At 37.0% G+C, this 20,706-nt stretch carries 18 protein-coding genes and 1 other annotated feature; of the genes, 12 read left to right on the plus strand and 6 right to left on the minus strand.

Annotated elements, in window-relative coordinates; genetic code table 11:
- Nucleotides 1–23 precede the first annotated feature (23 nt).
- From HCJ50_RS06075 to pbpD1, 3 genes are all read left to right on the plus strand, one after another.
- The gene (locus HCJ50_RS06075) at nt 24–2,177 is read left to right on the plus strand and encodes a DNA topoisomerase III (protein WP_185380396.1); all 2,154 of its coding nucleotides are present in this window, start codon (nt 24–26) and stop codon (nt 2,175–2,177) included.
- A 106-nt stretch (nt 2,178–2,283) separates the two neighbouring features.
- Complete coding sequence (locus tag HCJ50_RS06080; RefSeq protein ID WP_185380395.1) at nt 2,284–3,951, plus strand: CocE/NonD family hydrolase; 1,668 nt, start codon at nt 2,284–2,286, stop codon at nt 3,949–3,951.
- Nucleotides 3,952–4,122: 171 nt separating this feature from the next.
- Nucleotides 4,123–5,460 carry a D-alanyl-D-alanine carboxypeptidase PBPD1 gene (pbpD1, locus tag HCJ50_RS06085; protein ID WP_185380394.1) on the plus strand — a complete coding sequence of 446 codons (1,338 nt, stop codon included), beginning with the start codon at nt 4,123–4,125 and terminating at the stop codon, nt 5,458–5,460.
- Between the two features lie 200 nt (nt 5,461–5,660).
- On the opposite strand, the gene HCJ50_RS15755 is transcribed toward pbpD1, so the two are convergent.
- Complete coding sequence (locus tag HCJ50_RS15755; RefSeq protein ID WP_260443057.1) at nt 5,661–5,909, minus strand: hypothetical protein; 249 nt, start codon at nt 5,907–5,909, stop codon at nt 5,661–5,663.
- Between the two features lie 90 nt (nt 5,910–5,999).
- Between HCJ50_RS15755 and HCJ50_RS06090 the strand changes: the two genes are divergently transcribed.
- Nucleotides 6,000–6,647, plus strand: coding sequence for a hypothetical protein (locus tag HCJ50_RS06090; RefSeq protein WP_038409307.1), 648 nt, complete (start codon nt 6,000–6,002; stop codon nt 6,645–6,647).
- A gap of 153 nt (nt 6,648–6,800) precedes the next feature.
- On the opposite strand, the gene HCJ50_RS06095 is transcribed toward HCJ50_RS06090, so the two are convergent.
- From HCJ50_RS06095 to HCJ50_RS06110, 4 genes are all read right to left on the minus strand, one after another.
- The gene (locus HCJ50_RS06095) at nt 6,801–8,573 is read right to left on the minus strand and encodes an ABC transporter ATP-binding protein (RefSeq protein WP_185347822.1); all 1,773 of its coding nucleotides are present in this window, start codon (nt 8,571–8,573) and stop codon (nt 6,801–6,803) included.
- Nucleotides 8,573–10,294, minus strand: a complete 1,722-nt coding sequence (locus HCJ50_RS06100) for an ABC transporter ATP-binding protein (protein WP_185347820.1) — start codon at nt 10,292–10,294, stop codon at nt 8,573–8,575. The genes HCJ50_RS06095 and HCJ50_RS06100 overlap by 1 nt, the downstream gene beginning before the upstream one ends.
- A gap of 160 nt (nt 10,295–10,454) precedes the next feature.
- Nucleotides 10,455–12,161, minus strand: coding sequence for an aminodeoxychorismate synthase component I (pabB, locus tag HCJ50_RS06105; protein ID WP_185347818.1), 1,707 nt, complete (start codon nt 12,159–12,161; stop codon nt 10,455–10,457).
- Nucleotides 12,158–12,730, minus strand: coding sequence for an anthranilate synthase component II (locus HCJ50_RS06110; RefSeq protein WP_185347816.1), 573 nt, complete (start codon nt 12,728–12,730; stop codon nt 12,158–12,160). The genes pabB and HCJ50_RS06110 overlap by 4 nt, the downstream gene beginning before the upstream one ends.
- 129 nt (nt 12,731–12,859) lie before the next feature.
- On the opposite strand from HCJ50_RS06110, the gene HCJ50_RS06115 reads away from it, so the two are divergent.
- From HCJ50_RS06115 to HCJ50_RS06125, 3 genes are all read left to right on the plus strand, one after another.
- Nucleotides 12,860–13,279, plus strand: coding sequence for a pyridoxamine 5'-phosphate oxidase family protein (locus HCJ50_RS06115; protein WP_185347814.1), 420 nt, complete (start codon nt 12,860–12,862; stop codon nt 13,277–13,279).
- 52 nt (nt 13,280–13,331) lie between these two features.
- Nucleotides 13,332–13,554 (plus strand) — a binding site (T-box leader).
- Nucleotides 13,555–13,613: 59 nt separating this feature from the next.
- Complete coding sequence (serS, locus tag HCJ50_RS06120) at nt 13,614–14,900, plus strand: serine--tRNA ligase (RefSeq protein ID WP_185347812.1); 1,287 nt, start codon at nt 13,614–13,616, stop codon at nt 14,898–14,900.
- 9 nt (nt 14,901–14,909) lie between these two features.
- A complete protein-coding gene (locus HCJ50_RS06125; protein ID WP_185347810.1) occupies nt 14,910–15,161 on the plus strand; it encodes a TfoX/Sxy family protein in 252 nt (83 codons plus the stop codon).
- A 58-nt stretch (nt 15,162–15,219) separates the two neighbouring features.
- On the opposite strand, the gene HCJ50_RS06130 is transcribed toward HCJ50_RS06125, so the two are convergent.
- A complete protein-coding gene (locus HCJ50_RS06130) occupies nt 15,220–16,947 on the minus strand; it encodes an ABC transporter ATP-binding protein (RefSeq protein ID WP_185347808.1) in 1,728 nt (575 codons plus the stop codon).
- A gap of 322 nt (nt 16,948–17,269) precedes the next feature.
- Between HCJ50_RS06130 and HCJ50_RS06135 the strand changes: the two genes are divergently transcribed.
- The 5 genes from HCJ50_RS06135 (at nt 17,270) to HCJ50_RS06155 (ending at nt 20,704) form a co-directional block, all read left to right on the plus strand.
- The gene (locus HCJ50_RS06135; RefSeq protein WP_185347806.1) at nt 17,270–17,959 is read left to right on the plus strand and encodes a Crp/Fnr family transcriptional regulator; all 690 of its coding nucleotides are present in this window, start codon (nt 17,270–17,272) and stop codon (nt 17,957–17,959) included.
- 139 nt (nt 17,960–18,098) lie between these two features.
- Complete coding sequence (gene fsa / locus HCJ50_RS06140) at nt 18,099–18,743, plus strand: fructose-6-phosphate aldolase (RefSeq protein ID WP_185347804.1); 645 nt, start codon at nt 18,099–18,101, stop codon at nt 18,741–18,743.
- Nucleotides 18,744–18,761: 18 nt separating this feature from the next.
- Nucleotides 18,762–19,109, plus strand: a complete 348-nt coding sequence (locus HCJ50_RS06145; RefSeq protein WP_185347802.1) for an SH3 domain-containing protein — start codon at nt 18,762–18,764, stop codon at nt 19,107–19,109.
- A 115-nt stretch (nt 19,110–19,224) separates the two neighbouring features.
- Nucleotides 19,225–20,433, plus strand: coding sequence for a multidrug efflux MFS transporter Lde (gene lde, locus HCJ50_RS06150; RefSeq protein ID WP_185347799.1), 1,209 nt, complete (start codon nt 19,225–19,227; stop codon nt 20,431–20,433).
- The gene (locus HCJ50_RS06155) at nt 20,423–20,704 is read left to right on the plus strand and encodes a helix-hairpin-helix domain-containing protein (RefSeq protein ID WP_185347797.1); all 282 of its coding nucleotides are present in this window, start codon (nt 20,423–20,425) and stop codon (nt 20,702–20,704) included. The genes lde and HCJ50_RS06155 overlap by 11 nt, the downstream gene beginning before the upstream one ends.
- Nucleotides 20,705–20,706: the final 2 nt, after the last annotated feature.

Raw genomic sequence — 20,706 nt, forward strand, 5'->3', positions numbered from 1 at the left:
GATAGAAGAGAGGATTTTGACAGATGACAAAAACACTAGTACTGGCAGAGAAACCATCTGTCGGTAAAGATATTGGTCGTGTACTTGGGGCCAAACAAGGAAAGAATGGCTATTTAGAAGGTGGAAAGTATGTGGTTACGTGGGCGCTTGGGCATCTTGTTACACTAGCAGACCCAGAACGATACGACCCTAAATATAAAAATTGGAACATGGAAGATTTACCAATGCTTCCGGAAAAAATGAAATTAGAACCTATTAAACAAACTAGAAAACAGTATGAAACAGTGAAAAAACTCATGAACCGCACGGATATTACAACAATTGTTATTGCGACTGATGCAGGACGTGAAGGAGAATTAGTTGCACGTTGGATTATTGATTATGCAAAAATCAAAAAGCCGCTTAAACGACTATGGATTTCTTCTGTAACTGACAAAGCAATACGTGAGGGATTTGAACATTTAAAACCTGGAAAAACATACGAAAATCTGTATTATTCGGCTGTTGCACGTTCGGAAGCAGATTGGGTAGTTGGCATTAACGCAACACGAGCACTTACTACTAAATATAATGCTCAACTTTCGTGTGGTCGTGTTCAGACACCAACGCTTGCTATGATTCAGTATCGTGAAGAAGAAATTCGCAACTTTAAACCAAGGGAATACTACGGAATTACAGCTCTAACTGAGCAAGAATGTTTCACGTGGAACAATGGGCAAACTTTTGATAAAGCTTTAGCGGAAAAAATAGTCAAATCTTTGCAAGGTGAAACAGCAGTTATCACCGATGTTTCTATGAAAGAAAAGAAATCATTTTCTCCAGGATTATATGATTTAACAGAGCTGCAACGTGATGCCAGTAACCGTTATGACTTTTCCGCAAAAGAAACGCTTAATATTATGCAAACTTTATATGAACGACACAAAATTTTAACTTATCCACGGACAGACTCGCGCTTTATTTCTACGGACATTGTCCCAACATTAAAAGAACGTTTACATGCTTGTGGCGTTGGTGAAAATGCAAAAGCTACTCGTCAAATTAGCAATAAACCAATCAAAACTAATAAATCGTTTGTAGATAATAGCAAAGTTAGTGACCATCATGCGATTATTCCAACAGAGCAAGTCGTTTCACTAGGAGATTTAAGCGATAAAGAACGAAAAATATATGATTTAGTTGTTAAACGTTTTTTAGCAGTACTTTCAGAGCCATATGTTTATGAAGAGACTGCCGTTAAAGCCAAAATTGGTCAAGAAGATTTCACGTTAAAAGGAAAAGTAGTTAAATCACTCGGTTGGAAAAGTATTTATGGAGAAGCACGTGAACCAGATCAGCTAACAAAAATGAAAAAAGGGGATAAAATTCCAGTTAGACGAGTAAACTTGGAAACTGGAAAAACAAAACCACCAGCTAGATTTAATGAAGCAACCCTATTATCAGCAATGGAAAATCCGTCGAAATACATGGAAACCTCGAATAAAGCACTGGCGAAAACACTTGGTGATACAGGTGGGCTCGGAACAGTTGCAACTCGAGCGGATATTATCGAAAAACTTTTCAACAGTTTCTCATTGGAAAAACAAGGTAAAGAAATCCAAATAACTTCCAAAGGTCGCCAATTGCTTGAATTAGTTCCAGAGGATTTAAAGTCTCCAGAATTAACTGCTCGTTGGGAACAAAAGCTATCCAAAATTGCAAAAGGCGAATTAGATTACCGTAAGTTCACTGCGGAGATGCGTGATTATGCGAAAAAAGCAGTGACGGAAATTAAACAAAATGATAAGAAATTCCGTCATGATAATATCACTTCTCAGAAATGTCCTGATTGCGGAAAACCAATGCTAAAAGTTAAAGGAAAACGAGGAACGATGCTCGTATGCCAAGATCGTGAGTGCGGCCATCGCGAATCACTTTCAAGAACAACTAATGCACGTTGCCCTAATTGCCATAAGCGGATGGAAATGCGTGGTGAAGGAGAGAAACAACTGTTTGTGTGTGTTTGTGGTTATCGTGAGAAACTCTCTGCTTTCCAGGAACGTCGTGACAAACAAAAAAATAAAAACGTCTCTAAAACAGATGTTGCGAAGTTTATGAAGAAACAAAACAAGCAAGATGATGAACCGTTCAACAATCCAATGGCAGAAGCACTTGCCAAGTTAAAATTAGATAAATAAAATCAACAAAGCGACCCACTCAAATCGAGTGGATCGCTTTGTTTGACATAAAAGGTAGTATACGGAACAATAAAATAAGAATTATATTAAAAAGGAGATGTTTCACGTGAAACATAATCGTTTAATTATAGAATCAGGTATTCCGGCTAAAATGCGGGATGGAGTAACACTTTATGCGGATATATATCGCCCAGCAGACGAAGGGAAGTACCCAGTGTTACTAACGCGATTACCTTATAGCAAATCTTATGGGCTTCATTTTATCAGACCGAATATTTTGGCACAACAAGGTTATATTGTTATTGTTCAAGATGTTCGCGGAAGATACGCATCAGAAGGGGAATTTGTACCTTACATAGCAGAAGTTGATGATGGTTATGACACAATTGAATGGGCCGCAAATCTTCCTTACGCAAATGGAGATGTAGGGATGTTTGGTTTATCTTATTATGGCTACACACAAATATTAGCGGCAATTAGTGGAAATACTCATTTAAAGGCAATTGCACCAATTATGGCGCAAAACAGCATGACAGATGTTTTTAATGATCATGATGGAGCACTTGAATTAGGTATGTGGGAAACGTGGAACTTAGAATCCATGCTACCGGATATGCTGTCGCGGAAATACAGGACACGAGAAGCACTGAAACAGGCAGCGGATACTCTGACGGAAAACTTGGATAACCTGGATATGCTTTATAAATTTAAACCATATAAAGATTGGCCAGCAATTGGTCGTGAAGAAATGCCATATTTTGCAAAATTATTAGACTATGAACCAACGAACAGCCACTGGGAGAAGATTGATGCTAAAAGTAACTATGATAAAATTAAAGTTCCTGGTCTTCATGTTGCCGGTTGGTATGATTGCTTTTTAGATAAAACAATTGCTAATTTCCAAAATGGATATAGTCGAGGCTTTGGAGATAAGCTTGTGATTGGACCATGGACACATGCTAATTTTGGTCAAATGATTGGTGATCGGGACTTTGGTATGGCAGCTAATGCATGGGGGGAAGCAAGTATGCATAAACGGCATATCGAATGGTTTAATCACCAGTTAAAACAAAAACCGCTCCCAGAAATGGCGCCAATTAATTACTTTGTTATGGGGCTAAATGAGTGGAAAACTGCGGAAGAATGGCCACCTAAAAATGTAGCTGAGACCCCTCTTTATTTCCAAAAAGGAGAAGTAGGCGCCGAGTTTTCAGCACCAACAACTTTTACTGAGTCGAGATTTAGCTATAATCCAGAAAACCCCGTTCCATCTAATGGTGGAGGAACACTGCATAAAGAACTACATGCTGACGGGCCGCGAGATCAACAAACTTTAGAACTTCGCGAGGATATACTTTGCTACACCACAGCTCCATTAGATAAAGCATTAGAAGTAACAGGACCCGTTCAAGTAAAATTATGGGCCAAAACAGATGCGCCAAATACAGATTTCACCGCTAAGTTAGTGGATGTTTTCCCGGATGGTAAAGCATTTAATCTCGCTGATGGGATTATTCGCGCAGCCAAACAACATGGCGATAATGTACAAAACAATATCAATGAATACACCATAGATCTATGGGCAACAAGCAACATGTTCCAAAAAGGGCATCAAATTCGCATTGAAATTTCTTCTAGTAACTTCCCAAGATTCGACCCAAACCCAAACACAGGAGAGAGCTTCATCAATTCAACCGACAGCCAAATTGCGAATCAAACAATTTATCATAGCCCAGAATACCCGTCACATATCCTATTGCCAATTGTCAGGTAGTTTCTCTTTGGGCGAAAAGTTTTATATACGAGGCAATTAAATCATGGTAAAATATGAAAGTATCCGTCTGAAAAATGAACTCTATTAGAAAAAGGGAATTTAAAATAGAGTTCTTGATGAAAATATAGATAAAATGAGTGATATTTTTGCTCAAATGAAGGAGAAGTTATAGTGAAAAATATAATAAAAAAAGCTGGGATTGCAATTATGGCAGCCTCCCTAGCGATAAGTGGCTTTTTAGTAAGCCCGAACTTGGCTCAAGCTGCAGAAGCACCAAATGTTAACGCAAATGCAGCCATCGCAATAGAAGAAAGCACAGGGAAAATTTTATATTCCAAAGACGCAGATAAGCTAATGGGCATCGCATCTATGACGAAAATGATGGATGAATATTTGTTATTAGAAGCAATTAATGATGGAAAGTTAAAATGGGACGATAAAGTAACCATTTCGGAATATGCTTATAAAGTTTCTCAAGATACCTCATTGTCCAATGTACCGCTTAGACTAGGCGAACAGTATACAGTACAAGAATTATATGAAGCAATGGCGATTTATTCAGCAAATGGTGCAGCAATAGCTATTTCTGAAAAAATTGCAGGTTCTGAAAAAGAATTCGTAGCAATGATGAATAAAAAAGCAGAGGAACTAAAACTTGGTGAGCATCAATTTGTTAACTCAACTGGGCTTAATAATGAAGATTTAAAAGGTGGGCAACAAGTTGGTGGTCCAAAAGATGAAAACAAAATGACAGCTCGCGGTATGGCGAAGTTAGCAAATCACTTAATTAATGACTATCCGGAAGTACTTAAAACAGCAAGCACAACAAAAAAAGAATTTCGTAAAGGAACATCTGACCAAATAGATATGACAAACTGGAATTGGCTATTGCCAGGTCTGATTTACGGTCGTGAAGGTGTAGACGGATTAAAAACCGGAACTACTGATTATGCTGGAATGTGCTTAACTGCTACAGCTGTGCAAGACGGTATGCGCGTTATCACCGTTGTATTACATGCTAATGGTGGAGGAGAAGGAGAACACACTAGCGCTCGTTTTGATGAAACAAACAAAATGCTAGATTATTCCTTTAATAATTTTCAAGTAAAAGAAGTACAAAAAGCTGGTTCAAAAGTGAAAGACCCTGCCACTATCGCAGTAGATAAAGGTAAAGAAGACACAGTTGGACTTGTTACAAAAGATGCGGTAAAACTAGTTGTGCCAAAAACTGGCAATGAACCAAAATTAACTACAAAAGTAACATTAAAAGATAAAACGCTAGAAGCACCAGTTAAGAAAAATACCGAAGTTGGTGAAATGGCGGTCTCTTTGAAAGATGGCGACAAATTAGGTTATCTTGACGGGGCGCAAACAGAAAATGTTAAAGTTGTAACTGCTAGCGACGTCGAAAAAGCAAACTGGTTTGCTCTTTCCGCACAAGCAGTTGGATCATTCTTTACAGGCGTTGGCGATTATGTAGCTGATGGTGTACAAGGTTGGTTTAATTAAACTATATTTATACACATAGGAACAAAAGAGATAGCATTCCCACCGGATGCTATCTCTTTTTGCTGTGATCAAATGCAGACTAGTTTGATTATAAAATGCTTTGTATAGGTTCTTTTAAATAGTTAGCTCACGGACTTTTCAATGCTTATTTATACAGACAACAGTCGTGTATCCTAACAAACATAAGTGAGAATATCTTCCTAATCAGGGGAATCGGCTTTTTTATTTATTGGCCAATTTTTATAGAACCACAGTAAGAAGAATATGATACTAATAGCAAGAAATAAAATAGGAACTATAATGAGCTTTGTAGACATCAAACTTTGATTAATACTACCATCCATGAATCCAGATTGAATGATTAATCCCCTAACAAAACTTAAAACTTGTACAATAAATAATAGAATTAGGGCAATAAATCCACTTGTAATAAAATATTTAAAATACATATGCAATTCACCTCTGTTTTAATTTTCTTTTTATTTAGATTTATGGTACCATAAATTTGCTGAGATGAAAACAAAAAAAGGAGACTATTTATGCTAAAATATAATTACTTAAAAATTGGTTTTCTGTTAGTACTAACGGGGTTTATATTCTTCATGATTCAAGTTCAGCCAGTTTCTGCTAATGAAACTGCGAATGATTTGAATGCAGATGAAGAATATGTTGACAATGAATATGTTGAGAAACTAGATGGAATTATAATTAACGGGGAAAGTTCAGAGGAAGTTATTGATGAAGGGGTATCTCCTGAAAAAGGAATGTTATATGGCATATCATCGTTTTGGGAAATATATAGTAAAACCAAAACGGCGAATTCTTATGGTCCTTGGAATGTAGGGACATCCTCAAAGAAATCAAATGCTTCGGGGACTTTAAGCTATTCGCGCTCATTTACAAGTTCGAATTCTTATTCCGGCACATTGAAAGTACCAAAAAGTAAGCTAAATGCATCTGTAGGTTTTAATGTTACGAAAAGCACTACGGCAACTTCATCCTATTCTGTAAATGTTAAGAAAAATAAAGCTTATACTATTTACTATAGAAGGGTCTATACAAATTATAAAGTCAAGCAAAGATATAAGAATATTAATACTTGGACTGGACAAGTCTATTACAATAATTATGCTAATGTATATCCAAAAAAATATTCGCATATACAATTCAAAGCAGTAGAAAAATAAATCTTATAAAATTCCATCTCAGTAGGGCGCATAGATATATGTGCTTTTTTCTACACTATGATTTGAAGATTTCTACCAAAAAAAATCCTGTTAAGAGTCATATCGAATCTTAACGGGATTTTTTTGTTCTCTAATAGAGATTCTTAATTATTTTCACTCAATCACAAACTGATTATGATAAAGTTCCGAATAAAATCCTTTTGCTTTCATCAGTTCATCGTGATTACCTTGCTCAATAACTTCTCCTTGGTGTAGCACCACAATATGGTCTGCGTCGAGGATTGTTTTTAAACGGTGGGCAATAACGAAACTTGTTCTACCAGAGATAACGTTATCCATGGCTTTTTGGATTCTGCTTTCTGTTACAGTGTCTACATTACTGGTTGCTTCATCTAAAATTAGTAGAGACGGATTCGTAATGATGGTTCTAGCAATACTCATTAGCTGCTTTTGACCAACACTGAAAATATTGTTTTCATCGCTAATTTCAGTATCATAACCATTTTCTTGACTCATAATGAAGTCATGAATATTGGCTTGTTTAGCGGCGTTGAGAACTTCTTCGTCTGTTGCCTCGGGTTTACCGAAAACAATATTATCACGAATTGTGCCTGTGAATAACACAGAATCTTGAAGTACGATACCAACTTGCTTACGTAAGGAATCAAGTTTAATATCTCGAATATCAATACCATCAAACAAAATCGAACCGCCATCAACGTTATAGAAACGATTTAGCAAATTCATAACAGTTGTCTTACCGGAACCAGTCGGACCTACAAGGGCAACCATTTTTCCTTTACTTACATCAATCGAAACGTCTTTTAGAACTGGTTTTTCAGGATCATATGCAAAATCAACATGATCTAGCTTAACGCCTTTTTTAATCCCATCAATTGTTTGAAGGTTAGCACGTTCAACTTCTTCTTCTTCGGCAAACACTTCGCTAACGCGGCGCGCACCAGTGATTGCAAGTTGTAGCAAGCTGTACTGGGACGAAATTTGCGTTAGTGGCATATAAAACTGTTGTGAATACTGAACGAACATAACAATCAAACCAAGAGCAGCGGTACGTTCTAAGTCACCATTTAACGCTAACCATCCACCAAAGAAGATAACAACAGCTGTATTAAGTAGTGAGATACCTTGCATCATTGGGAAAAGTAAACCGGAGTAAACTTGACCTTTGTATGTTGCGTCTTTTACGATATTGTTTTGTTTTACAAAGCCTTCAATGGTTTCTTCTTCCAAGCCATTAGTGATAATAATTTTTTGACCGGAAATTTTTTCATCGATGTAGCCGTTTAATACACCTAATTCATCTTGTTGGTCATCCACATATTTGCGGGCTTTTCGGATGATAATAGTGGCAATAACTACTGCGAATGGTGCAGAGATAAGTGTAACTAAAGCAAGTTCTACGTTTTGTTGGAACATCATAATGATAACACCAATCATTAGCGCTATATTAGAAAGAACTTGAATGAGCGCCTGGTTAAGTGTATTGGAAATGTTATCTAAATCACTAGTAAAGCGACTAAGCATTTCACCATCATTGCGGCTATCGAAGAAACGAATCGATAATTTTTCCATCTTACGGAAAAGCCCTATACGCATTCTATTCGTCGATTTACCAGCTACTCCAGTCATAATGATACTTTGGATAAAAGTAGCAGCAGCGAGCAGTACGTAGCAGAGGATAAGCATCCAAATAATATGAATGAAGTCACTCTTATCGTCGACACCTGTTTGCATTAATCGAACGACATAATCGCCTAACTCTTGAACTGCATTACCAATATATTGTGGTGCTTTTACTTGCAGATATGTTGCGAAAATGACAGCAACAAAAATGACAGCAAGTTGCGGTTTATAACCTTTGAGATAGTGCCAGAAAAAGCGGCTAATTTGTTTAAACTCTTTCATTATGCAGTTACCTCCTTGCCTTTTTGAGTGTCATAGATTTCACGGTAAATCGCATTTTCTTTAATAAGTTCTTTGTGAGAACCGACTCCAACTAGCTTGCCTTGATCAAGAACAAGAATTTTATCTGCCTGAATAACAGAGGAAATTTTTTGGGCAATGATAAAGGTGGTGGTGTTGTCGAGCTCTTTGTTTAGTGCTTCTTTAACTAATTTCTCAGACTTTGCATCTAGCGCACTAGTACTATCATCGAGAATTAATACTTTAGGAGAACCAATAACGCCACGAGTGATGGATAAGCGCTGTTTTTGACCGCCAGAGAAGTTAGTTCCACGCTCAGAAACAGGTGCATCATAAAGTTTTACTTGTTTATCAATGAACTCTTTTGCTTGGGCGATTTTACTCGCTTTTTCCATTTCTTCGGCTGTCGCATCTTTTTTACCATGACGTAAATTATCTGCAATGGTTCCGGAGAAAAGGATTGCCCGTTGTAGGACGAAAGCAACTGTACTACGAAGCGTTTTTTTGTTAATATCTTTTAAATTTGTGCCGCCAATAATAACATCGCCTTCAGTTGGATCATAAAGACGAGGGATCAGCTGGGCAAGAGTGGACTTACCAGAACCGGTTGCGCCGACGATACCGACCATTTCTCCAGCATCAGCTTTAAAAGAAATGTCCTGTAAAGCGTTAGTATCATCGCCATCATATTTAAAGCTAACATGACGGAATTCTACCGTACCAGCTAAGTCTTGCTCGGGTGCATTTTCGTTATACGTAATATCTGGCTCTGTTTCAAGCACTTCGGTAATACGTTTTAAGGAAATAAGTGCACGAGAAGCCATCATCATTAGCATTCCACCGATAATAATCGCCATCATAATTTGCATAAGATAGTTCATAAACGATGCAATTGCCCCGATAACTTCAGGATTTTCTGCTGCCATATCACCAACAAAGTAAATCGAAACGACGATTGCTAAGTTTGAAACGAGCATAAATGCAGGAATCATTACTGAGAAAAGTGTTCCAACAATGATAGTATGACGAGTTAATTTGTCACTGACAGTTGTAAAACGGTTGATTTCGTTTTCTTCTTGAACAAAGGATTTAACAACACGCATTCCAGCCAGATTTTCTTTGGCAATAGAGTTAACACGATCAATTAAAGTTTGAATAATCGCGAAATGTTTACCCATTGAGCCAAATGTGAAAACGACGATAATTACTACCAAAACAACTAACACAATAATAATCCACCAAAGTTCTGGAAGAGTAAACATCGCTAAAATAAAAGCACCAATAAACATGATGGGGATTCTAGTTAGCGACTGTAGGGAAAGCATTACTAGGTTTTGTACTTGGGTAATATCATTTGTTTGTCTAACTACTAGATTACCAGTGGAAAGTTTTTCAATATTACTGAATGAGAATGTTTGAATTTTACGGAAACTAGACTCACGAATATCTGCACCTACGCCTTGAGCGACTTTAGCAGAAAGAATCGTGTTTAGAATTCCGGCGATAAGGCCAACAGCGGCAATACCGATTAGAAGTACGCCAATGGAAGAGATTTTGTCCATATCATCTTTGAGAATGGCGTCCAGTACTTGTTGAAGTAATTTTGGTTGCCAAAGTTGTGAGATAACCATGACTACTACAAACAAGGTAGATAGCGTTGCTTGCAGCTTGTAATTTTTAAGATGGTGAAACAATACTTTCATGTCTTTCCTCCCTTAGAAAATGGATATAAAAACGTACGAACACATATTCTAATATAGATTGTGAAAATTTGCAAGCTATATTTTAAAAGAATTTAAATATGGCGAAATTATGGCAAAAATAGTCCGAAAATTCATTTTTGATTTGTGAAAAACGGAAATTCTAACGTTGAACTTCTACCTCTACAAATCCTCGGACACTATTAATTAACCACACATAGTCAGCATCATAGAGGTCTTTTTTCGTTAGTATTTGTTCTGATACCCGCTTTTCAGCTAATAAACTGGCTCTCATCGTGCCTGGTAGTAGACCTGAGGATACGGGGGGAGTTAAAAGATGCCCATTTATATTTAAGACGATATTTCCATTTATAAATTCGGTTAATTCTCCATTTTCATTCCAAAGTATTGTTTCGTCAGTAAAGGTGTTTTTTAGATGGTTATAAATAGCTCGATTAGTTGTTTTATGGTAAAGAAATAAATCATCGGTGGAAACAGGCTTACGAGCTAAAGCAGCAGTGATTGAATTGTTATTTGTACTAATTTTAGTGATTTCCGTATGCGTTGTGCCATCGGAGTTAAGCAGAAAACGATATTTATATGTACCATCTGCATAATTTTTGGCAGTTTTGTACCATAGTTGTTCCGTTTCTGTTCTATTAAAATGAAAACCAAAATAATCTGCACTTTGCTCAAGACGTGCTAAATGAAACTCTATTCTTGATAAGACTCCATTTTCTATCCGTAAACATTCTATTAAAGAGAATGTAGTAGGGTTTTTTAAAATAGCAGATTTAGCTTGAATCTCGGAGAACTCACTTTCTGCATCAGAATCCCAAACAATACCGCCACCAACACCATAAGTAGCTTTGTTGTTTGTAATAGAAATCGTTCGAATGGGTACGTTAAAAATAGCATTTCCATTGGGCTCTAGAAATCCAATCGCTCCACAATATACTCCGCGTGCTGAATCTTCTAATTGCGAAATGATTTCCATTGTTCGTGCTTTTGGGGCGCCGGTTATTGAGCCACAAGGAAAAAGTGCTTTAAAAACATTAGTTAAACTTGTTTCAGGGGAAGTCTTGGCAGTCACGGTTGAAGTCATTTGCCAAACAGTTGGATAAGGCTCTAAATTCATTAGTTTTGGAACCCGAACACTGCCAGGTTGCGCTATCATTCCTAAATCATTACGTAATAAATCAACAATCATTACATTTTCCGCGCGGTTTTTTGGATCATTTAGCAGCCAATCATGGGCAGCTTGATCAGCCCCTTTTGTAACCCCACGTCTGACAGTTCCTTTCATTGGTCGTGTTGTTAGCAAATTTCCTTCCCATTTGAAAAATAATTCAGGTGAGGTAGAAATAATTTGGAAATCAGTTGTAGAAAGTAGCGCCGTGTAGTTTGCTTTTCCGGCTTGTTGTAAAGCTTGATATGTAGCTTGGGCAGAAAAATCATCTGGTAAATCTCCTTGAAGTCTGATGGTGTAGTTTAATTGATAGGTGTTCCCGGAAGCTATTTCGGACTTGATTGCGGCAATTTTCTTTGTATAGTCAAGATAATTAGCTTCCATATTAAACGCAATTGGCGAGTTTTCCTTAACTCCAACAGCGGCATCAGTGAAAGTATCATACACCCCAAACCAAATAAGGGGTATTTTTAAGTCAGGTGTTTTTGTTAGCAAATCACTTCTAAAAGCAGGGGCAGCCTCGTAACTAATAAATCCAGCTACATATTTTCCGGCTTTTTGTGCTTCTTCTGCTTTTTTCATCACAGGAATAACTTCACTTAAATTTTTGGCAATAAGCTCTTCTAACGGGTTTTCAAAAACTTTTACATTCCCTTCAAAATCAAATCGTAATAAACTCATTTAGCATTTCTCCCTATTCGTATAAAATTTTGAAGTAAGGCATGTCCATGCTCGGAAAGAATCGCTTCTGGATGAAATTGGACACTATAAATTGGCTTTTTCGTGTGTTTTAGCCCCATTATAATATTATCGTCTGTAAGTGCTGTTATTTCTAAATCAGCTGGAAGAGAGTCTTTTTGAACGATTAATGAATGATACCTAGTTACATGAAACGAGGAGGGAAGACCAGTGAATAGTTCGGCTTGATTATGCGAGATTAAACTTGTTTTTCCATGAACTGGGACTTTTGCGGGAACTATTTTGGCACCAAAACCAGCTGCTATCATTTGATGACCAAGACAAATCCCAAGAATAGGCACTTGGATGTGGTTAATTAATTGGAGGCTAGTTGTAAAATCAGCAGGCGAACCGGGTCCAGGAGAAAGTACAACCATTTCTGGATTAAGTTGAAAAAATTTTTCAAGAGTTAAATCGGTTGCCGAAATAACTTGAATAGCTTCTCCAAGTTCTAAAAAATATTGATATAAATTATATGTAAATGAATCATTATGGTCAATTAGTAAAATCATTTCAAAAGCCCTCCATTTAAAAGGTTATACTTCTTTATAGCAAATAGTTACTTAGATAACAAGTTCCAATGTTTAAGGCAAGAAAACAAGTGGAAAGGTACACTAAATAAGTAAAGGAAGGTGTTTTAGATGGAAAATGAACTGGAAAAAAAGATACTGACCATTTTGGACGAACATCAAGTAGGTGTACTTGCCTCTGTACAAGGAGATTTTCCACATGCTAGATATATGACATTTCTTCACGAAGGGTTAACTCTCTATACACCTTCTGGAAGAGAGCAACCAAAATTGGAAGAAGTTCGTAAAAATCCACATGTATGTGTGTTAATTGGCTATGACGGGAAGAGCTCACCTTTTTTAGAAGTAAATGGGTTAGCTTCACTGGAAGAAGATGAATCAATAAAAGAACTTATTTGGGAAAATATTTCAAAAGAATGGTTCCAAGACGAAGAATCACCATCCTTTGTAGTGATAAAAATTGTTCCTGAGCAAATTAGATTATTGAATGCAGATGGCGACGGATCTGATACACTTGATTTAATTGGTTAAATAATTGCTTGTAATTTAGATAGATATGCGATAGAATAACTTTAAATTCATACGAAAAGCGAAGACAAGAAGTAGTAATAAGGTCAAGTTTCTCAAGAGAGCCGGTGGTTGGTGCGAACCTGGCGTAATTTCCTTATGAATCCATCTTGGAGCGAGTGGTGGAAAGCAATTTTTGCGAGTAAATCATTCCGGAATGGTCCGTTAAACCTAAATGAAGCTGGGGATTTTTATAAGTCCCAATAAGGGTGGCAACGCGGTTAACTCTCGTCCCTTTCCTGTTAATTCGGGAAAGTACGGGAGTTTTTATATGGAAAAAAATAAAGGAGGAATTAGCATGTTAGATGTTAAATTGTTACGTAATAATTTTGATGAAGTAAAACAAAAACTACAAAATCGCGGAGAAGACCTTGGTGAGTTCGAAAAATTTGGCGAGTTAGATAAACGTCGTCGAACTTTAATTGTTGAAACGGAAGCACTAAAAAGTCAGCGAAATGAAGTTTCCCAAGAAATTGCCAAACTAAAACGTGAAAAACAAGATGCAGATGCAAAAATTGAGGAAATGCGTGTTGTTGGGGATCGAATTAAGACCCTTGATATTGAACTAAAAGAAATAGATGATAAGCTAGATACGATTTTAATGTCGATTCCGAATATTCCCCATGAATCTACGCCTATTGGTGAAACAGAAGATGATAATATTGAAATTCGCAAATGGGGCGAAGTGCGGGAATTTGATTTTGAACCGAAAGCTCACTGGGACCTTGGAACAGATTTAGATATTCTTGATTTTGAAAATGCTGCTAAAGTAACTGGAAGCCGTTTTGTCTTTTATAAAAAATTGGGTGCGAGATTAGAACGTGCGCTAATTAATTTTATGATGGACTTGCATTCTAATGAACACGGCTATGAAGAAATGTTACCGCCATACATGGTTAACCGCGCAAGTATGACGGGCACTGGTCAATTGCCGAAATTTGAAGAAGATGCTTTTCTTATTGAAGCAGAAGATTACTTCCTTGTTCCAACCTCTGAAGTTCCTGTAACAAATTACCATCGTGAAGATATTCTAAAAGCAGAAAATTTACCAATAAAATACACTGCTTTTAGTACGTGTTTCCGTTCGGAGGCAGGCTCTGCGGGACGCGATACTCGTGGTTTAATCCGTCAACATCAATTTAATAAAGTCGAACTAGTTCAATTTGTAAAACCAGAAGATTCGTATGAAACACTGGAAAAATTAACGGATAACGCTGAAGAAGTACTACGCCGACTTGAACTACCATATCGTGTTCTAAGTATGTGTACAGCGGACTTAGGTTTTACTGCAGCTAAAAAATATGACTTAGAAGTATGGATTCCAAGTTATAATTCGTACCGTGAAATTTCGTCGTGCAGCAATTTCGAAAGTTTTCAAGCAAGACGTGCTAACATCCGCTTCCGTCGTGAACCAGGAAGTAAACCGGAATATGTACACACACTTAACGGATCTGGCCTAGCGCTTGGTCGTACAGTTGCCGCAATTCTAGAAAATTATCAAGATGCGGATGGTTCGGTTCGTATTCCAAAGGTACTTCAAGGATATATGGGCGGTGTCGAAAAAATAGCAGCTCCCCAAAAATAAGGAGTGAAAATGGTTGAACTGAGCGAACTCCCAAACATTGGCAAAGTTCTTGAGAAAGAACTAATCGAGTCAGGAATTAATACTCCAGAAGAACTAACTAATGTGGGAAGCAAGGAAGCCTTTTTACGAATGTGGGAAAATAATCATACAGCTTGTTTAAGCAAATTATGTGCAATTGAAGGGGCAATTCAGCATGTTAGATGGCATAATTTAGACGAAACAAAGAAACGTGAGCTAAAAAAATTTCACCAATCCTTATAAAATGAAAAAATCGACTTTGCGTTTGCATAAGTCGATTTTTTTATTTCCCGGGAAATAGTTATTTTAATTGTTGTTCAGCAAACGAAGCATATAGCGGGTGTGCTGCAACTAATTCACTATGCGTTCCATGACCAGTTATTTCTCCGTTTTCTATAAACAGGATTTGGTCAGCGTTAACAATGGTAGAAAGACGATGCGCGATAACAAAAGTTGTACGACCTTCCATTAAGTTAGCTAGTGCTTGCTGGACGATTTGTTCAGACTGGCTATCTAAGCTCGCTGTCGCTTCATCTAGCATCAGAATGTTTGGATTGCGTAAAAATGCTCGTGCAATTGCGATACGCTGTCTTTGGCCTCCAGAAAGCTTCACACCACGCTCCCCGACTTCGGTTGCCATTTTGTCAGGTAAGTCGGAAATAAATCCATCAGCATAAGCAAGCTTGGCAACATCCCAAAGCTCCTCTTCGCTAATTTCCCGGTCTAATCCATAGCATAAATTGTCACGAATTGTTCCCGAAAGCATGGCACTTTCTTGGGATACATAGCCAATTTGCGAACGCCAGGAATTAATTGAAATCTCGGAAAGCGGAATGTCCCCAACTAGTATTTTGCCAGCTTTTGGTTCATAAAAACGTTCGAGAATTGCAAATAAAGTGGATTTTCCTCCGCCACTAGGTCCTGCAAAAGCAATTACTTCGCCCGGCTTAGTATCAAACGAGACGTTTTTTAAAATTGGCTCTCCTTCATTATAAGCAAACGAAATATCAGAAGCATGAATCGTTTTTCCGCTAACGTCCACTTCTATACCTGTATTAAAATCTTCTTCTTTTTCATTTAAAATATCCGAAATTCGTTCAGTGGCTCCTTTGGCTTTTTGAAGTTGTGCAAAAAAAGTAGCGAAAGATGTCACTGGGACAATAATTTGGAATAAATAAAGCAAGAAGGCGATTAATGTACCAGTTGTCATTGTTCCGGCAGAAACGCGAATACCCCCATAGCCAATGATACCAACAATAACACCCATTACAACAAAGAAAATCAGCGGTCCTAATACAGCAACAACTTTAGCTTCCCGAATACCAAAACCAAATAGGCGATGAATACCTTGATGACCAGATGTAGTTTCAATCATTTCAGCATTAGACGCCTTTACAAGTCTAGCTTCAGCAAGTGTTTGGCTAATTGTACCAGTGAAGTCTGCTGTTTCGTTTTGCAGTCCTTTAGAAATTTTAAACATTTTTTGACCAAGCGGGGCTACAACAAGGGCAGTAATTGGAACAGCAATCAAAATAATAAGTGTCATTTTCCAGTCCATAAAGAACAAAATAGTAATAGCCCCAATGACTGAAATAATCCCTGTTACAAATTGTGGAAAATGATCAGCAATTAGCTCTTTCACAACTACCGTATCATTCACCATGCGACTTACCATTTCGCCAGTCTTCGTATTATCAAAGTAAGAAACAGGTAAGTGAACAATTTTTCTCCATAAACGTTCTCGTATGGTTGCGACGACTTTTTGCCCCATAAAGTTTAGCAGGAAAATCGAAAAACCATTCGTTATCGCTTGTAAAATAAAGGCAAGAACAATTAAAGCAATCATTTTTACATCAAGCGAGGCAATCGAAAAACCGTCGATCAAATTTTTAGTAAAGAGCGGAACAACCAAACCTGCGACAGTTGTAATTACGCTAGCAAATAAAGCGAAGAAAATAATCCAATTTGCTGGTTTGGCGCTAATGAGTAATTGAAAAAAACTCCGCCAGCTATATTTTTTTTGATTCATTCGTTTCATCCTTCCTAAAGTTCCAATTCTTTATCTATTTAAGTATAATCATTTTTAAAAATAATAAACCAGCCTAAAGTGGTAATTATTAAATTAATTTTAAAGTAGTAATTTTTTTGAAAAGTAACAAAAAGTTCAAAAATGCGACTAATATAGCTCTTTTAAAGATAAGTTTTTTAAGTATTTTATTATTTTTGTAAAATAGTTATCATAAATTAAAGATAACTATTTGCGATTCAAGTGACTAATATCACATTTTACATAGGTTTTTATGATATAATTATAGCGTGTTTTTTCAATACAATATAGCAAAGGAGAGAATATGCTATTTTTAAAAGAGCTTGAATCCAATCTAACGGTTAGCAATTTAATGGAGTTGTGCTTTGAACATCCAAATTTCAAAGACTACTGCTCGGTTATCCGCACGAAGAAGGGTGAGGTTCTAGAAAGTTTAAGTCCAACTGGAACAAAGGTTTATTTTGTTCTAAGTGGCATATACGGGATGATTGTAGAAAAAGATGCAGAAATGGAAGAAGAAAATTGTAAAGAAAGCATTATTCGTTTTTTGCAAAAAGGAGATAATTTTGGATTGTACCATCTCTTTTATGATGAATGGAGCCCGCACATTTCGATGCAAAGCTTAGGTCAGGGTGAAGTTATGGAAGTAGATAGTAATTTCTTATTTTCTATTTTTGATAAAGTAGATGAGAATAACTTTTTCATGGTTAAAGTGATGTCAGAAGAATTACGTGAAGCACATGCATTTGCAAAACTAAGCTTCTTAAAAAAAGAAGAACGAATTCGCAAAACCATTCTAAAATGCGCTCAAACTTTAGGAACATTTTCGGATAACGGGTTATTGCTACCGAAAGAAGTAACACAAGAAGTACTTGCAAGATACACGAACACATCACGAGAATATGTGGCTCAAACAGTCATGCATTTAATCAAAGAGGATATAATTAGAAATAGACCAAAACCTCTACTAGTGATGGATAAGAACCGATTGTAGAATATGTTTCACATGAAACTTTTTTAGAATGCTATGATGGCATTCTTTTTTTTGGAAAGCACTTCAAAAGCTTTATTGTTATTTTTGCGTTATAATGTCTCTGTAAATGAAAGCGTTTGATAAAAAGGAGGATGTTTTAATGAGATTTTTTATCGATACAGCGAATGTAGAGGAAATTAAAAAGGCAAATAGAATGGGATTTATTGCCGGAGTGACGACAAACCCATCCCTTGTTGCTAAAGAAGGTCGTGATTTTAACGAGGTCATTCAAGAAATCACGTCTATTGTTGACGGGCCGGTTAGTGGTGAAGTAGTAAGTTTAGAAGCAGATGGAATGATTGAAGAAGGTCGAGTTATTGCGAAAATCCATCCTAATATGGTAGTGAAAATCCCGATGACTGGGGAAGGTTTAGCAGCTGTCAAAGTGTTAACTGAGGAAGGAATTAAAACAAATGTCACATTAGTATTTTCGGCAGGTCAAGCATTATTAGCAGCTAGAGCGGGGGCTACCTATGTATCTCCATTTTTAGGAAGATTAGATGATATTGGTGATGATGGGCTGGTACTTATCCGTGATATTGCACAGATTTTTGAAATACATGGTATCCCGACAGAAATTATCTCTGCTAGTATTCGCCACCCAATTCATGTAATCGAATGTGCTAAAGCAGGAGCAGATATTGCTACAGTTCCTTATAAAGTGTTTGAACAAATGCTAAAACATCCTTTAACAGATAGCGGAATTGATAAATTTCTTGCAGACTGGGAAGCGGCAAAAAATTAGCTAGAGAGGATTAGAATTATGAATCGAACATTTATTGTAAAAACAGAGCATAAAAGTAATTATCCAGATCCACTTTTTGTTAATAAAAATGAACCTATTTGGGTTTTTCAAGAGGACACAGAGTACCCAGGTTGGATATTTTGTAAAGTGAAATCGTCTGGTAAAGAAGGGTGGGTGCCCAAACAAATTATTCAAGTCGGAAATGATAAGAAAAGTGGAACGGTAACAGAAGATTATTCTGCACGTGAATTAAATGTAAAGCCAGGAGACAAATTAGAAAGCAATCGCGAGTTAAATGGTTGGGTTTGGTGTGTGACAGAAGAAAATCAAGCTGGCTGGGTTCCGCTTGAAATTTTAGAGAGTTAAAATGTTTCACGTGAAACATTTTGCCTAAATATAGCAAAAAAGCGAAGGATTAGTTTTACTTTCGCTTTTTTTGTGGAATAATTAAGAGTAATGATAGAAGAATCTAGGTGGATTTATGGAAAGTTGGAAGAAAAATCTATATGTGGTTTGGATTGGCTGTTTTCTTACAGGAACTGGATTAAATTTAATTATGCCATTTTTGCCATTATATATTGAAGAATTAGGTGTACATAATCCCGATCAAGTAAGTTTATGGTCTGGAATTGCGCTCAGTTCCACATTTCTAGTGTCTGCTATTATGTCACCGATTTGGGGGAAACTTGCCGATCAGAAAGGGCGCAGAATCATGCTTTTACGTGCTTCTCTTGGTATGGCGGTAGCGATGATTCTTATGGGATTAGTAAGTAATGTGTATCAATTTGTAGGGTTGCGATTATTAATGGGGATTTTTTCAGGTTATATTTCCACAGCTAATGCGCTTGTTGCAACACAGGTTCCGCGCCATCGCAGTGGTTGGGCGCTTGGAGCACTTTCGACAGCAGCTGTATCAGGAGTATTGATTGGACCATTAATTGGTGGAGCTTTGTCAGATTCTTTTGGAGTTAGACCGGTATTTTATATTACAGGTGCACTATTGTTAGGGAGCTTCTTTTTAACACTTTTCTTTGTAAAAGAGAAATTTGTTCCAATAGAAAAAACGGAAATGCGCTCAGGTAAGGAAGTTTTCTTATCTCTCAAAAATCCTGGGTTAATTATTTCATTATTTATTACAACTATGATGATTCAAATTGCGTCTAATTCAGTAAATCCCATTTTGACTTTATATGTACGTGATTTAGCCGAAAATGCTCAAAATATTGCTTTTATTAGTGGGGTAATTGCTTCTGTTCCTGGTGTTGCAGCGCTTATAGCAGCACCAAGACTAGGGAGGTGGGGTGACCGAATTGGCTCGGAGCGAATATTACTTGGAGCGCTTATAGGTTCAATGGTACTGCAAATCCCGATGGCTTTCGCACAAAATCCATGGCAACTTGGAATATTACGTTTTTTATTAGGACTTACAGACGGGGCATTGCTACCAGCAGTTCAATCATTACTTGCCAAAAATACTCCTCGGGAAGTTTCTGGAAGAATTTTTGGATATAATCAATCCTTTCAATATATCGGTAATGTCATTGGACCGCTAGTTGGATCGAGTGTTGCTGCTCACTTTGGCTATGGAGACGTATTTTTAGTCGTTGCTGGTTTTATTTTCATCAATGTGCTAATCAGTTTTTATTTTAATCAAAAAATGCATAGAGAGAAGGGGAAACATGCGAACTGACTTAATAAAACTACCGGGAATTGGAAAGAAAATGGTTGAGATGTTAAATGAAATTGGAATTAATGAAATAGCAGATTTAAAGGAAAAAAATCCACTTGATTTATATATGGCGACTTGCGAAAAACGTGGCGAAAGAATGGATCCATGTGTTTTATACACGTATCGCTGTGCCGTCTATGTCGCAGAAACCGATTTGTCCGAGCAACAACCAGATTTACGGAAATGGTGGAACTGGAAAGATAAAACACATGCTAATGAAAAGGAGAAATAATA

Origin of the sequence: Listeria immobilis, from assembly GCF_014322765.1 — a bacterium.
GTDB classification, from domain to species: Bacteria; Bacillota; Bacilli; order Lactobacillales; family Listeriaceae; genus Listeria; species Listeria immobilis.